Origin of the sequence: Sphingobium rhizovicinum, from assembly GCF_042647625.1 — a bacterium.
GTDB lineage: Bacteria > Pseudomonadota > Alphaproteobacteria > Sphingomonadales > Sphingomonadaceae > Sphingobium > Sphingobium rhizovicinum.
In genome coordinates this window covers 323619-336583 of record NZ_JBHRVU010000004.1, presented here as the reverse complement: position 1 = coordinate 336583, position 12965 = coordinate 323619, and the positions used below count along the sequence as shown (strand labels likewise).

The window sequence follows — 12965 nt, the reverse complement described above, 5'->3', positions numbered from 1 at the left end:
CCGCTTTGGCAAGTCAAGCGGGGCAATGGAGAAAGAAGTTTTTCAGTGCGTCGTGGCAGAAAGCGCCGCGCGGGCTTGTCCGGGGAAATCGCTGAAGACGCCATCGACGCCGGTGGCCGCGATCGCCTGCACATAGCCGGTGAAGTCGCCGCGGCCCTGCGGGTCGTCGGGTCGCTGGAATTGGGCGGGAAGGAAGCTGTTTTCCATCCGCAGCGTCCAGACATGGACCTGCAAGCCGGCATCATGGGCGCGGCCCACCAGCGCGGTCGGGCCTTCAGGCGCAAGGATCATCGCCGCGGAGGGACCGACCCCGTCGGCATAGGCGGCAATGTCGCCCAGCCCCTGCACGGTCAGCATGTCGGCATAGGTCGTGCCGGGCAGATCGGCAGGCCCACCTTCCGCATCGACAAGCTGGATCAGGCGCAGCCGGGTGGCGGCGCGCAGGGCTTTCAGATTGCCGACCTCGAACGACTGGATGAACACCGGATCGTCGGCATTTTCATAGCCATATTGGCTGAGCAGCGCGAGCATCGCCGCCTGGTGCGGCAGGCCGATCTTCGCGAAATAGCTGGGATGCTTGGTTTCGGGATAGATGCCGATGCGACGGCCGGTTTCCGCTTCCTTGGCGCGGACCAGCTTCAATATCTCTTCGAAGGTCGGGATCAGATAGAGATCGTTGAAGCGCTTGTTGGCGGGGCGCAGGTCAGGGAGCCGTTCCCTTGCTCTTAAGGTGCGCAGTTCGGCGAGGGTGAAATCCTCGGTAAACCAGCCGACCATTTCCACGCCGTCAATCTGCTTGCTCGTCTTGCGATCGGCAAATTCGGGATGGTCGGCGACGTCGGTCGTGCCGCCAATCTCATTTTCATGCCGGGCGACGAGGACGCCGTCCTTCGTCAGGACAAGGTCCGGCTCGATATAGTCGGCGCCTTGGTCGATCGCCCGCTCATAGCTGGCGAGCGTATGTTCGGGCCGTTCGCCGCTGGCGCCGCGATGGGCGATCAGGATCGGTTCGGCCCGGACCATCTGGAGGGGGATGAGGCTCATGAGCAGGAACAGCCCGATGCGCGCCAGCCCCCGCCCGATCACGCCTTCACGCCTTGCAGCGCGTTTTCGTAGGTGGTCGCCTTGAAGCCGACGATGGTTTCACCCCGGCCGGTGTCGAGGATCGGGCGCTTGATCATGGAGGGGTTGGTGATCATCAGCAGGATCGCCTTGTCCGCATCGATATGCGCCTTGTCACCCGCATCCAGCGCCTTGAAGGTGGTGCCGGAGCGGTTGAGGATGGTTTCCCAGCCATGTTCCATCACCCATTCCTCCAGCTTCGCCTTGTCGACGCCGGCGACCTTATAATCGTGGAAATTATAGGCGACGCGCTCATTGTCCAGCCAGTTGCGGGCCTTCTTGATCGTGTCGCAATTCTTGATGCCGTACATGGTGATCATGATGGCTTATCCTTTGAACGCGGTGACTTCGATTTCGATCTTCATCTCCGGCTTGACGAGGCCGGCGATGACGCAGCTGGCGGCCGGGCGAATGTCGCCGAAGACCGGCCCGGCAATGTCGCCCATCACATCCCAATAGGCGGCGTCGGTGATGTAATAAGTGACGCGCACGACATCGGCGAAGGAGAAGCCGGCGTCTTCCAGCGCCTTGCCGATCACCTTGAGCGCGTTGCGGCCCTGTTCGACCACGTCTTCGGGCATGGTCTTGGTTTCGGGATCGGTGCCGGTGGTGCCGGCGACGAAGCACCAGTCGCCTTGGACGACGGCGCGCGAATAGCCGACCTGCGCCTCGAAAGGCGAGCCGGAGGAAATGAGCTGGCGGGACATGAGGGGGATTCCTGTTGCAGTGCGAAAGGATCGCCCGCGCCTTTGCCCCCTGCGGCGCGGGCTGTCCAGCGCTTTTCCCCGGAACAGGGCGGGATGCAGGTCGTTGAGCAGGGATCAGCCCAGCATTGGAGAAGCGCGATGGACCGCCCCACCCCCGACCGGGAAATCGAAGAAAATAGCGAACAGGCCGAGACCGGCAGTCAGGCGCAGGATGTGGCCGATGACGCACGGGGCCGGTCGACCGATCTGGCGGAAGACAGCGAACGCGGTGGGCGGGCCAGTGTGGCGCAGATCACGCCCGACGATACGGAGGATCTGGTCGAGAAGATGGAGGCGATGAACCGATCCGGCCGGATCGACATGGACGCCTATGCCGGCGAGCCATCCATGGACGATGAGGAGGATAGCTATGGCGCGCGCGACGAGGAGGATGAGGATTAGGCAGCTGCGCTGCCGCCGGCCTCCAGCGCGAAATTGATCATGCCGCGCGCCATATGGCCCAGCGCCTGGGCCATGGCGTCGCCGATGGCGGGATCGAAATCCTCCTCACTGGCGATCGCGCAGGCCATGGCCGTCGCCCATTGATCGGCCAGCATCGGCGTGATCGGGAAAGCGCGGTGCAACGACATGATGCACGGGCCGCGTTCGAACCAGTCGCGCGGGCCGCCCAGCCAGCCGCACAGGAAGCGGGTCAGGCCATGACGCACGGCGCTGAGATCGGCGGCGTGGATGGCGCGCAATTCAGCATAAGCCGGATCCTGATCGATCAGGTCGTAGAAGCGGTTGGCGACGGCGCGGACGGCCGGCTCCCCGCCGATGCGGACATAGGGGCTGGGCGGCGCAGCGGCGTTCATGGCGATCGGCTCCGTTTCGGATGGTCCCGGCGAGCATGGCAGGGCGGCGCGGCGCGGCATTGACCTGCGTCAAATCGGGAAAGCGCCGGATCGGTGGAACAGTGGGTGCGCTTTAACCCGCTGTTTGCCGGCGGGCCGCTAGAGCGGCGGGATGGCGAAACAATCCTATGGCAGACAACGAAAGCGACCGGCCTTTAGCGGCCCGGCGCTGGTCTATGCCATCTGCATCGGCCTGCTTGTCGGCTGGTATGGGCCGCTGTGGGTCGAGCGGTTCGACCTGCCCCGCGTCGATGTGCCGGAGCAGCGCGCGCCGGCTGATAGGCTGTCGGCCGACTTCGGATTTTGCCATTCAGGCGGCGGGATCAATTGCGTGGTCGATGGCGACACATTCTGGTTTCAAAGCGTGAAATACCGGATCGCCGACATTGATACGCCCGAAACCCATGGGCCGGAATGCGCGGCGGAGGGGGCGTTGGGCAAGCGGGCCACCGATCGGTTGCAGGCCCTGATGAATGCAGGCCCTTTCTCGCTGGAAAACGCCGACCGCGATACGGATCGTTACGACCGCAAGCTGCGCGTCGTGACGCGCGAAGGCCAGTCGATCGGGGACCAGCTGGTCGCCGAAGGACTGGCCCGGACATGGGATGGCCGCCGCCACCCCTGGTGTTAATTTTTTGAAGATGCGCGCGAGAGCGCATCTTCAAACAGGCTCTTAGCGGCAGCTGACCCCGCCACGATCGATTTCGCGGCCCAGCAGCGCGCCTGCCCCGCCGCCGATCAGCGTGCCGAGCAGGTTGGACTGGCCCTGCGCGATCTGGTTGCCGAGCAGACCGCCCAGCGCCGCGCCGACGATCAGGCCCGTGGTGCCGTCCGACCGGCGGCAATAATAGCGATTGTCGCCACCGCGATAGATGCGGGTGCTGCGATCGACCCGGATCGGGGCATAGCCGCTGCGATAATAGCGGTTGGGCTGATAATGGCGGCCATAGCGCGGATCGGGGCGGTTCCAGTCATAGCTGTATATCGGGCGACCGGGGCGGCGATTATCGGCGCGGCGGTCCTGACGCCAGTCGCGGCGGTCGTCACGATAATCGCGATTGGCCTCGCGGACGTCACGGCGATAATCCTTGCGCGCATCGCGCACGTCGCGGCGATAATCCTTGCGGGCGTCGCGAATGTCGCGCTGACGTTCGCGCGCGTCGCGGCCCGGCTGGGCCATTGCGGACGTGGCGGCGATGCCGGTCAGGCTCATCGCGCCGAGCGACAGGGCGACGATCGCCTGTTTGAAACCGAACTTCATGATTGAGGCTCCTTCCCTCATAAACTGTGATGCTGGCGGTAGAACCCACGGCATTACAGAATGTTGCATGAACGGAACAAAACCGCCCGTTCAGCGCGGGGACAGGCGTGAGGAGGGCGCGGGCGCGCACGACGAAAACAGGATTTGCGCGGCTTAACTTCGCATATTTCCCGCAAGTTTGCACATTTCATGTCCGGTTCTGGTAATATTCTTACGCGTCGATCGGCAGGCAAGACAGTGACATGAATCATAGAGCATAATCCGTTCATACTGAATCGGATAATGCTCTATTTCTCTTTTGTTTTCCGCATTTTCCGAGCCAGCAGGTGATGCCACCTGCTTCGAAAATGCTCTAGGTCGGCCGTGCCGGATAGGACAGGCCAGGGTCGGGAAGCCGATAGCGCAGCGCGCGCGTTTCTCGGCTATGCTCGAAACGAACGGGGTGGTTGGGTCGACCTGATATTATCCCTGTAACGGCCTGTCAGAGCGCGTTGGCGATGGCGTCTCGCTGGTCGTTGGACAGGCCGTCGGCGGCAGAGGCATTTGCACCGTCGGTCGGTTTGTCCGGTCCTGATCCGACGAACTGGATCGCGGTCAGGATCACCAATATCGCCCAGAGCAGCGCCAGCCAGCGACTGGTGAAGAGTGAGCGGAGACGGACGCCGAAGAGCATGGCCGCATGATAGGGCGGCGGGGTTAAGGAAGGATCACCCCGGTTCGGCGCAGCGCACCGTTCAGGCGGCGGCCTTGCGCGAGCGGGTCTGGTCGCCCCTGCCCGCGAGCAGGCCGGCGATTGAGATGTCCTCGTCTATTTCCTCCCAATGGAGGCCGCTGGGGCTAAGGAAGAAATCGGCGCGCTGCGCGGGTGTTGCATGCAGCAAGCGCGGGAACCAGACGAGGGGAATGCCCAACGTGCGGCCATCTTCCAGATCCACCCACATCTGCGCTTCATCGAAGCGAACATCGGTCGGCCTAGGCGAAGAAGTCATTCCAAGCGTCCTCGATTTCCGTGCGCCGCATTACGACAATGTCTCGAAGCCGCTTTATCCAGCGGGCATCGAAGCCACGATTGTAGGCAAGTTCGACCTCGGGATATAGCCAGGACTTGGCATCTGCATCGGGCTGGGCGACATGGATATGCACTGGCTCGCGCGGATTGCCTTCATTGGCGAAGAAGTGGAACCGGCAGCCATCGACACGGAAGATGACCGGCACGGCCCACTCCTGCTCGCTCCGATCGGTTGAACAGGCAATGGCCTGCCGGTCCAACCGATTCAATTTGGGAAATCTTACTCCGCCGCGATCCCCGCCGCCTTGAACATGTCCGGGTCTGCGTCGAGGTTGGCGGGTTCGCCGCCCTTGATCTTCTGGCGGCGATCGAAGGCGTCCCAGACGTCGTTCCACTGGCCGCGGGTCGCGCCCTTGCTATATTCGGTCGCGCGGGTTTCGAAGAAGTTGGCATGCTCCACGCCGTTGAGCAGCGGGGTCAGCCAGGGCAGCGGATGCTCGTCGATCATGTAGATGGGCTTGAGGCCCAGCTGACCCAGGCGCCAGTCGGCGATGTAGCGGACATATTTCTTGATGTCCTTGGGCGTCATGCCAGGGACCGGACCCATTTCGAAGACAAGGTCGACGAAGGCGTCTTCGATGCGGACGGTCTTCTGGCACATGTCCATGATGTCGTCCTTGACCGAGGCGGTCAGGCAGTCGCGTTCCTTCACGAAGCTGTGGAACAGCTTGATGATGCCTTCGCAATGGAGCGTTTCGTCGCGGACCGACCAGGTGACGATCTGGCCCATGCCCTTCATCTTGTTGAAGCGCGGGAAGTTCATCAGCATCGCGAAGGAAGCGAAGAGCTGCAAGCCTTCGGTGAAGCCGCCGAACATGGCCAGCGTCTTGGCAATATCCTCGTCCGTGTCGACGCCGAACTGGGCCAGATAGTCATGCTTGTCCTTCATCTCCTTATATTGGAGGAAGGCCGAATATTCGCTTTCGGGCATGCCGATTGTGTCGAGCAGATGCGAGTAGGCGGCAATGTGGACCGTTTCCATGTTGCTGAACGCGGTCAGCATCATCTTGATTTCGGTCGGCTTGAACACGCGGCCATATTTTTCGTGGTAGCAATCCTGCACTTCCACGTCGGCTTGGGTGAAGAAGCGGAAAATCTGGGTCAGCAGGTTGCGTTCATGGTCGGACAGCTTCTGCGCCCAGTCACGGCAATCCTCGCCCAGCGGCACTTCTTCGGGCAGCCAGTGAAGCTGCTGCTGGCGCTTCCAGAATTCATAGGCCCAGGGATATTCGAAGGGCTTGTAGACCTTGCTGGCTTGAAGAAGGGGCATGTGGGTTACTCCGAGCGATCTGTTCCAACCCCTCTCCCCTTGTGGGAGAGGGAGGGGCCCGTCGCGTCAGCGACGGGAGGGTGAGGGGTGAAGGCTGCGGCGATGGTCGCCAGCACACCTTCAGGATTCTGCATCACATCATGGTTCCAGAAGCGGATCACATGATAGCCTTCCCCGTTTAGAAAGGCCGTGCGGTCCGCATCCGTCGCTTCATCATGCTGGCCGCCATCAATTTCCAATATCAAGCGGCCGGCATGTGACGCGAAATCAGCAAAATAGGGGCCGAGCGGCACCTGACGGCGAAACTTTGCGGCGGGCAATCTTTGGCGGAGCAGCGCCCAGAGGCGCTTTTCTGCGTCAGTTGCGGCGCGGCGCAATTCGCGGGCACGCACTGTCGTCGGGTTCGGGGCTTTCCCCCTCACCTTCCCACGCCGCTGCGCGGCGCAGGCCCCTTCCTCTCCCACAAGGGGAGAGGAGGTTACATCACTGACAGGCGAGGCACTCGTCATAGTCGGTGGTCTCGCCGATTTCGAACTTGGGGGCGTCGATCGTGTTGTCGGCTTCCACGCCGCCGCTGCCCGCAAAGCCGGCGCGCTGGACCGACTTGGAGCGCAGATAATAGAGCGACTTGATGCCCAGTTCCCAGGCGCGGAAGTGGAGCATGAGCAGATCCCATTTTTCGACATCCGCCGGGATGAACAGGTTCAGCGACTGCGCCTGATCGATATAGGGGGTGCGATCGGCCGCGAGTTCGAGCAGCCAGCGCTGGTCGATTTCGAAGCTGGTCTTGTACACATCCTTTTCTTCCTGGGTCAGGAAGTCGAGATGCTGGACGCTGCCGCCGCGCTCCAGGATCGAGTTCCACACGGCGCTGCTGTCCTTGGCTTTGGCCACCAGCAGCTTTTCGAGGTACGGATTCTTGACCGCGAAGCTGCCCGACAGGGTCTTGTGCGTGTAGATGTTCGCCGGGATCGGTTCGATACAGGCCGATGCGCCGCCGCAGATGATGGAGATCGACGCGGTGGGCGCAATCGCCATCTTGCAGCTGAAGCGTTCCATCACGCCCATGTCAGCGGCGTCGGGGCACGGACCACGCTCCTGCGCCAGCAGCATCGACGCTTCGTTCACCTTGGCATTGATATGCTTGAAGATGCGCAAGTTCCACGATTTGGCCATGGCGCCTTCGAACGGGATGGAGCGCGCCTGAAGGAAGCTGTGGAAGCCCATGACGCCAAGGCCGACCGAGCGTTCGCGGCTGGCGCTATACTTGGCGCGGGCCATTTCCGGCGGGGCGCGATCGATATAGTCCTGAAGCACATTGTCGAGGAAGCGCATGATGTCTTCCGCGAAGGTCGGGTGATCCTTCCATTCGTCCCAGGTTTCCAGGTTCATCGACGACAGGCAGCAGACGGCCGTGCGGTCGTTGCCCAGATGATCGGTGCCGGTCGGCAGGGTGATTTCCGAACAGAGGTTCGACGTCGACACCTTCAGGTTCAGGTCGCGATGATGCTTGGGCATCATGCGGTTCACCGTGTCGGAGAAGACGATGTACGGCTCACCCGTGGCCAGACGCACTTCGACCAGCTTCTGGAACAAGGCGCGGGCGTTGACGGTGCCGCGCACCGACTGATCCTTCGGGCTGCGCAGGTTGAATTCCGCGCCGTCGCGCACGGCCTCCATGAACTCGTCGGTCAGCAGCACGCCATGGTGCAGGTTCAGCGCCTTGCGGTTGAAGTCGCCCGACGTCTTGCGGATTTCGAGGAACTCCTCGATTTCCGGGTGCGACACGTCGAGATAGCAGGCGGCCGATCCGCGACGCAGGCTGCCCTGGCTGATCGCGAGGGTGAGGCTGTCCATCACGCGGACGAAGGGGATGATGCCGCTGGTCTTGCCGTTGAGGCCGACAGGCTCGCCAATGCCGCGCACCGCGCCCCAATAGGTGCCGATGCCGCCGCCGCGCGAGGCGAGCCAGACATTTTCGTTCCAGGTGTTGACGATGCCTTCCAGGCTGTCGTCGACGCTGTTCAGATAGCAGCTGATCGGCAGGCCGCGTCCGGTGCCGCCGTTCGACAGGACCGGCGTGGCGGGCATGAACCAGAGTTTCGAGATATAGTCGTAGACGCGCTGGGCATGGTCCGCATTGTCGGAATAGGCGGCGGCGACGCGCGCGAACAGATCCTGATAGGATTCGCCGGGCAGCAGATAGCGGTCGTTCAGCGTTTCCTTGCCAAATTCCGTCAGCAGCGCGTCGCGCGACGCATCGGTCACGACCGGGAAACGGTGCGCCAGCACGGTCGATGATGTCATGGTTTCAGCCTTGTCCTGCGCGGGTTCGGGCTGAGCCTGCACGCTCGCCTTCGCCTCTTCCAACAGATCGTCCATCACAGTCGCCACGTCGCCACCTTGTCCACTATCTCTAAAATCCATGCGAGCCCCCGAATGTTCCCGTTCCGTTCGATTCGGTCAAGCGGGTCGCGGAAAGCCGCGCATCCTGCACATGAACCGGACCGTGCCGGGGACGGAAGAGGCCCCAACCGACCGGATCACATGGGCAAAAGCGCCCTTGCGCCGGAAAATAGTCCGGCGATGCGATCACAATCTGTTGGGTGTCCCCCCGTTAACCCGATACAAGGGATAGTGCCATAGCGTAGTTCAGGCGCAAGAGGGTAAATGACAATCTGACGACTCCATTCGTCGCCCGTCCCGCCCGCCCGAACGGCCAGACCGGGAGCGACGCGCGGACTTTCCTAGCCCCCGCAAAAGGCAAGAGGGCATGCGCAAAGAAAAAATAAATTGAGGCTTGCCACGCAAAAGCGTGGGTGTCTGATTCCGGCGGGACACAACAGGTTGCGGGTCCATGGGAGAGCGCGATGATTCTCTACTACCACCCCCTTTCCTCCTATTGCTGGAAGGTGCTGATCGCCCTGTATGAAAATGGCATTCCGTTCGAACGGCGGATGCTGGACGGGGCGGAGGCGGCGGCGGAATGGACGCAGCTATGGCCGATCGCCCGCTTTCCCGTGCTGCATGACCCGGCCCGCAACGCCACGGTGGGGGAAGCCAGCATCATCATCGAATATCTCGCGCTGCATGAGCCGGGGACGTTCCGCCCGATCCCCGCCGATCCCGACGCGGCGCTGGAGGTGCGGCTGATCGACCGGCTGTGCGACAATTATGTGATGACGCCGATGCAGACGATGGTGGGCGACCGGCTGCGCCCGCCCGACGCGCGCGATCCCCATGGCGTCAGCACGGCGCAGGATCTGCTGGCGCGGGCCTATGCCCTGCTCGACGCGCGGCTGGCGGGGCGGCGCTGGGCGGCGGGCGACAGCCTGACCCTGGCGGACTGCGCCGCCGCGCCCGCCTTATTCTACGCCGACAAGATCATGCCGATGCGCGCCGACTATCCGGTGCTGGGCACCTATCTCGACCGGATTGAGGCGCGGCCCAGCTTTGCCCGGGTGCTGGAGGAAAAGCAGCCCTGGTGGCCTATGTTTCCGTTTGCGCAGAACGATTAGAGGCGGTTAGGGGCTTGCCCGCGTCGCTCCCGCCCGTTTAAGCAGATGCGGGGAACAGGGGCATATGGCTGACAGCGAACATGATCAGGCATCCATGCCTGAATATCCACCGCCGGACGACCTGCGGGCGTTTCCGCTGCGCCATGGTTTTGACAGCGCCACCTATGCCCGGCGCAATCCCGACCTGTCCAACCTAAGCCCCGACGCCGCGCTGACCGATTTCGCCCGCCATGGAGGCACCTATGTCCCCCGATAATATCCATGCGCAGGCCAACCGCCTGTCATTGCTGGCGCCGGACGGGCGCTTTGCCCTGAACCTGCCGGAATCGCCTGCGCCGCAAGACGCGATCGCTTTCATCCAGCGCCATGGCTTCGATGTCGCGGCCTATCAGGCGCGCTACAGCGACATGGCGGTCGTCTCGACTGAAACCGCGACCAGACATTTCGCCATGCATGGCTGGCGCGAAAACCGGCTGGCGTCCTTCGCGCATCTCGACGCCATGCGGCAAAGCTGCATGAGCAACCCGCAGGCGGGGTGGATGCGCTACATCATGCAGATCGGCATGCAGACGCTGACGCTGAAGGTGCTGACCAACTGCCGGACGCCGGAAAGTTTTGCAGGACTGGTCCAGTTGCTCGCCCCCCGCGACGACGCCCTGCCGATGCTGGTGATCGGCGACAGCCATACCGCTTTCCTCAATCAGCCCTGGCCAATGCTGGCGGCCGGCATGGTGCCAGCCCCGATCCTGTGTTCGGGCGGGTCAGCCCGCGGCCTGGCCAATCCCAATCCGCGCGCCGATTATCGCGGCCTGATCTTCCAGCGCCTGTCCGCGCTGGGCATGGCGCTGCTCCACCGGCCGGTGCTGTTCAAGTTCGGGCAGGTCGACGTGGAATTCGTGTTCGACATGAAGCGCATCCGTGAGGGCGTGCGCCACTATGACGGCGCCGCCGCCCGCAGCTTCATTGCGCAATCCATCGAACGCTACGGTCAATTTCTGGACGAATGCCGGCAATATTGCCGGGGCCGCATGATCGTCATGGGCATTTTCCCGCCCACTTTGTCCGACGAGACGATCCAGAAGGGCTATATCAACGCGCATATCGCCTTCCTGAATGCGGAGGATGACGCCAGGGCGCTCCAGCAATCGCTGGCGGCGCTGGAGCATCCCGACATTGTCGAGCGCATGGCGCTGGCGCGTTACACCAATGCGCTGATCGCAGATGTCTGCGCGCGACGCGACTTGCCCTTCATCGACGAATTTGATGCGCTGCTAGGGTCGAACGGCATGGTCCTGCCGGAACTCGCCATACCGACCGACCATCATCTGGCGCTGGCGGGCGATCATGGCCGACGCCGCATCATGGCGGTGGGACGCCAGATTCACGCGCTGGCGATGGCCTGACCGCTGACGACTGGACTCATCGCCTCAAAGGCCTATAGCCCGCCCTTGCAGGGACCCGCCGTGCAGAGGCGGGCCGCAATATAGGGACCAGGGTAGATGACCGTCATCAAGACCGCCGACCTCATCGAGAGCGTCGCCGACGCGCTCCAGTTCATCAGTTACTATCATCCGATGGATTATATCCGGGCATTGGGCACCGCCTATGAGGCCGAAGCCAATCCGGCGGCCAAGGACGCCATCGCCCAGATCCTGACCAACAGCCGCATGTGCGCCGAAGGCCACCGGCCGATCTGCCAGGACACCGGCATCGTCAACGTGTTCGTGAAGTGGGGCATGGAGTGCCGGCTGGACGATAACAGCCGCTCGATGCAGGACATCATCGATGAAGGCGTGCGCAAGGCGTATCTGAACCCCGAAAACCGCCTGCGCGCGTCGATCCTGAAAGACCCCGCTTTCAGCCGACAGAATACCAAGGACAACACGCCTTGCGTGCTGAACGTGGAAATGGTGCCGGGCAACAAGGTGATCATCGACGTCGCGGCCAAGGGCGGCGGCAGCGAGAACAAGACCAAGTTCAAGATGATGAACCCCAGCGATTCGATCGTCGACTGGGTGCTGGAGATGGTGCCGCAGATGGGCGCCGGCTGGTGCCCGCCGGGCATGCTGGGCATCGGCATCGGCGGCACCGCGGAAAAGGCGGTGGCGCTGGCCAAGGAAAGCCTGATGGACCCGATCGACATGGGGGAACTCAAGGCACGCGGGCCGCAGAACAAGATCGAGGAACTGCGCATCGAATTGTTCGACAAGGTCAATGCGCTGGGCATCGGCGCGCAGGGCCTGGGCGGGCTTGCCACCGTGCTGGATATCAAGATCCACGACTATCCCTGCCATGCGGCGGGCAAGCCGGTGGCGATGATCCCGAACTGCGCTGCGACCCGCCATGCGCATTTCACGCTGGACGGGTCGGGTCCGGCCTATCTGGAAACGCCCAAGCTGTCCGAATGGCCGCAGGTCGACTGGAAGCCGAGCAAGGAAGCGATCCGCGTCGATCTGGACGCGCTGACCCCGGAACAAGTGCAGGGCTGGAAGCATGGCGACCGCCTGCTGCTCAATGGCAAGATGCTGACCGGGCGCGACGCCGCGCACAAGCGGATCGCCGACATGCTGGCCAAGGGCGAGGAACTGCCGGTCGATTTCAAGGGTCGCGTGATTTACTATGTCGGCCCGGTCGATCCGGTGCGCGACGAAGTGGTCGGCCCGGCTGGCCCGACGACCGCCACGCGCATGGACAAGTTCATGGACATGATGCTGGAACAGGGTCTGGCCGCCTGCGTCGGCAAGGCCGAGCGCGGCCCGGCCGCAACCGACAGCATCGCCAAGCACAAGAGCGCCTATCTGATGGCGGTCGGCGGCGCGGCCTACCTCGTCGCGCGCGCGATCAAGGAAGCCAAGGTTGTGGGCTTTGAGGATCTGAGCATGGAAGCCATCTACGAATTTACCGTGGAGGACATGCCCGTCACCGTTGCGGTCGACAGCGAAGGACAGAATGTCCACCGCCTCGCCCCGCTGGTGTGGCAGGAAAAGATCAAGCGGGAAAAGCTGCTCGAAGGCGCATGATCATCACGCCCTCCCCATCGCATGGTGGGGAGGGTGTAGGCAGCCCGTGATGGTCAGGATGCGCCGGATCGGGTGACACAGCGCCTTAGAGCGGATGACAGTGAT

At 62.9% G+C, this 12965-nt stretch carries 17 protein-coding genes; 6 read left to right on the top strand and 11 right to left on the bottom strand.

Going from position 1 to position 12965, the window contains the following annotated elements:
• Positions 1-42: 42 nt before the first annotated feature.
• Genes ACFOKF_RS02975 through ACFOKF_RS02965 form a run of 3 tightly spaced genes read right to left on the bottom strand, consistent with a single transcriptional unit; the run spans position 43 to position 1829 of the window.
• Entirely contained in the window at positions 43-1086 is a 1044-nt protein-coding gene (locus ACFOKF_RS02975) for a glycerophosphodiester phosphodiesterase (protein WP_380792995.1), read from the bottom strand.
• Complete coding sequence (locus ACFOKF_RS02970) at positions 1083-1442, bottom strand: ArsC family reductase (RefSeq protein ID WP_298401944.1); 360 nt, start codon at positions 1440-1442, stop codon at positions 1083-1085. Before ACFOKF_RS02970 ends, ACFOKF_RS02975 begins: the two co-directional genes overlap by 4 nt.
• 6 nt (positions 1443-1448) lie before the next feature.
• A complete protein-coding gene (locus ACFOKF_RS02965) occupies positions 1449-1829 on the bottom strand; it encodes a RidA family protein (protein ID WP_380792992.1) in 381 nt (126 codons plus the stop codon).
• Between the two features lie 138 nt (positions 1830-1967).
• Between ACFOKF_RS02965 and ACFOKF_RS02960 the strand changes: the two genes are divergently transcribed.
• Positions 1968-2270 (top strand): hypothetical protein, encoded by a 303-nt coding sequence (locus ACFOKF_RS02960; protein ID WP_380792989.1) that lies wholly within the window; start codon positions 1968-1970, stop codon positions 2268-2270.
• Here the strand turns inward: ACFOKF_RS02960 and ACFOKF_RS02955 are convergent.
• Entirely contained in the window at positions 2267-2683 is a 417-nt protein-coding gene (locus ACFOKF_RS02955; protein ID WP_380792987.1) for a group II truncated hemoglobin, read from the bottom strand. The genes ACFOKF_RS02960 and ACFOKF_RS02955 overlap by 4 nt on opposite strands.
• A gap of 151 nt (positions 2684-2834) precedes the next feature.
• On the opposite strand from ACFOKF_RS02955, the gene ACFOKF_RS02950 reads away from it, so the two are divergent.
• Complete coding sequence (locus tag ACFOKF_RS02950; RefSeq protein WP_380792984.1) at positions 2835-3353, top strand: thermonuclease family protein; 519 nt, start codon at positions 2835-2837, stop codon at positions 3351-3353.
• 42 nt (positions 3354-3395) lie between these two features.
• Here ACFOKF_RS02950 and ACFOKF_RS02945 read toward each other — a convergent pair whose 3' ends face one another.
• The 7 genes from ACFOKF_RS02945 to ACFOKF_RS02915 form a co-directional block, all read right to left on the bottom strand.
• A complete protein-coding gene (locus ACFOKF_RS02945) occupies positions 3396-3983 on the bottom strand; it encodes a glycine zipper 2TM domain-containing protein (protein WP_380792981.1) in 588 nt (195 codons plus the stop codon).
• 481 nt (positions 3984-4464) lie between these two features.
• A complete protein-coding gene (locus ACFOKF_RS02940; RefSeq protein ID WP_380792979.1) occupies positions 4465-4656 on the bottom strand; it encodes a hypothetical protein in 192 nt (63 codons plus the stop codon).
• 61 nt (positions 4657-4717) lie between these two features.
• Positions 4718-4972, bottom strand: coding sequence for a DUF2442 domain-containing protein (locus ACFOKF_RS02935; RefSeq protein WP_380792976.1), 255 nt, complete (start codon positions 4970-4972; stop codon positions 4718-4720).
• Entirely contained in the window at positions 4956-5198 is a 243-nt protein-coding gene (locus ACFOKF_RS02930) for a DUF4160 domain-containing protein (protein ID WP_380792973.1), read from the bottom strand. Before ACFOKF_RS02930 ends, ACFOKF_RS02935 begins: the two co-directional genes overlap by 17 nt.
• A 74-nt stretch (positions 5199-5272) precedes the next feature.
• Positions 5273-6322 (bottom strand): ribonucleotide-diphosphate reductase subunit beta, encoded by a 1050-nt coding sequence (locus tag ACFOKF_RS02925; protein WP_380792971.1) that lies wholly within the window; start codon positions 6320-6322, stop codon positions 5273-5275.
• Between the two features lie 5 nt (positions 6323-6327).
• The gene (locus ACFOKF_RS02920) at positions 6328-6714 is read right to left on the bottom strand and encodes an endonuclease domain-containing protein (RefSeq protein ID WP_380792968.1); all 387 of its coding nucleotides are present in this window, start codon (positions 6712-6714) and stop codon (positions 6328-6330) included.
• A 91-nt stretch (positions 6715-6805) separates the two neighbouring features.
• Positions 6806-8704, bottom strand: a complete 1899-nt coding sequence (locus ACFOKF_RS02915) for a ribonucleoside-diphosphate reductase subunit alpha (protein ID WP_380797621.1) — start codon at positions 8702-8704, stop codon at positions 6806-6808.
• Between the two features lie 488 nt (positions 8705-9192).
• On the opposite strand from ACFOKF_RS02915, the gene ACFOKF_RS02910 reads away from it, so the two are divergent.
• The 4 genes from ACFOKF_RS02910 to ACFOKF_RS02895 all read left to right on the top strand — a co-directional run bounded on the left by ACFOKF_RS02910 (position 9193) and on the right by ACFOKF_RS02895 (position 12860).
• The gene (locus ACFOKF_RS02910) at positions 9193-9840 is read left to right on the top strand and encodes a glutathione S-transferase family protein (RefSeq protein ID WP_380792966.1); all 648 of its coding nucleotides are present in this window, start codon (positions 9193-9195) and stop codon (positions 9838-9840) included.
• Between the two features lie 64 nt (positions 9841-9904).
• On the top strand, positions 9905-10096 hold the full coding sequence (locus tag ACFOKF_RS02905) for a hypothetical protein (protein ID WP_380792964.1): 192 nt from the start codon (positions 9905-9907) through the stop codon (positions 10094-10096).
• The gene (locus ACFOKF_RS02900) at positions 10083-11243 is read left to right on the top strand and encodes a hypothetical protein (RefSeq protein WP_380792961.1); all 1161 of its coding nucleotides are present in this window, start codon (positions 10083-10085) and stop codon (positions 11241-11243) included. The genes ACFOKF_RS02905 and ACFOKF_RS02900 overlap by 14 nt, the downstream gene beginning before the upstream one ends.
• 96 nt (positions 11244-11339) lie before the next feature.
• Positions 11340-12860, top strand: a complete 1521-nt coding sequence (locus tag ACFOKF_RS02895; RefSeq protein ID WP_380792959.1) for a fumarate hydratase — start codon at positions 11340-11342, stop codon at positions 12858-12860.
• Positions 12861-12965: the final 105 nt, after the last annotated feature.

Excerpts from the sequence above, each read along its gene's own strand:
- ACFOKF_RS02945 (WP_380792981.1), bottom strand. The coding sequence starts at position 3,983 with ATGAAGTTCGGTTTCAAACAGGCGATCGTCGCCCTGTCGCTCGGCGCG.
- ACFOKF_RS02905 (WP_380792964.1), top strand. The coding sequence starts at position 9,905 with ATGGCTGACAGCGAACATGATCAGGCATCCATGCCTGAATATCCACCG.
- ACFOKF_RS02960 (WP_380792989.1), top strand. The coding sequence starts at position 1,968 with ATGGACCGCCCCACCCCCGACCGGGAAATCGAAGAAAATAGCGAACAG.
- ACFOKF_RS02895 (WP_380792959.1), top strand. The coding sequence starts at position 11,340 with ATGACCGTCATCAAGACCGCCGACCTCATCGAGAGCGTCGCCGACGCG.
- ACFOKF_RS02910 (WP_380792966.1), top strand. The coding sequence starts at position 9,193 with ATGATTCTCTACTACCACCCCCTTTCCTCCTATTGCTGGAAGGTGCTG.
- ACFOKF_RS02970 (WP_298401944.1), bottom strand. The coding sequence starts at position 1,442 with ATGATCACCATGTACGGCATCAAGAATTGCGACACGATCAAGAAGGCC.
- ACFOKF_RS02935 (WP_380792976.1), bottom strand. The coding sequence starts at position 4,972 with ATGACTTCTTCGCCTAGGCCGACCGATGTTCGCTTCGATGAAGCGCAG.
- ACFOKF_RS02940 (WP_380792979.1), bottom strand. The coding sequence starts at position 4,656 with ATGCTCTTCGGCGTCCGTCTCCGCTCACTCTTCACCAGTCGCTGGCTG.
- ACFOKF_RS02950 (WP_380792984.1), top strand. The coding sequence starts at position 2,835 with ATGGCGAAACAATCCTATGGCAGACAACGAAAGCGACCGGCCTTTAGC.
- ACFOKF_RS02925 (WP_380792971.1), bottom strand. The coding sequence starts at position 6,322 with ATGCCCCTTCTTCAAGCCAGCAAGGTCTACAAGCCCTTCGAATATCCC.
- ACFOKF_RS02900 (WP_380792961.1), top strand. The coding sequence starts at position 10,083 with ATGTCCCCCGATAATATCCATGCGCAGGCCAACCGCCTGTCATTGCTG.
- ACFOKF_RS02965 (WP_380792992.1), bottom strand. The coding sequence starts at position 1,829 with ATGTCCCGCCAGCTCATTTCCTCCGGCTCGCCTTTCGAGGCGCAGGTC.
- ACFOKF_RS02915 (WP_380797621.1), bottom strand. The coding sequence starts at position 8,704 with ATGGACGATCTGTTGGAAGAGGCGAAGGCGAGCGTGCAGGCTCAGCCC.
- ACFOKF_RS02955 (WP_380792987.1), bottom strand. The coding sequence starts at position 2,683 with ATGAACGCCGCTGCGCCGCCCAGCCCCTATGTCCGCATCGGCGGGGAG.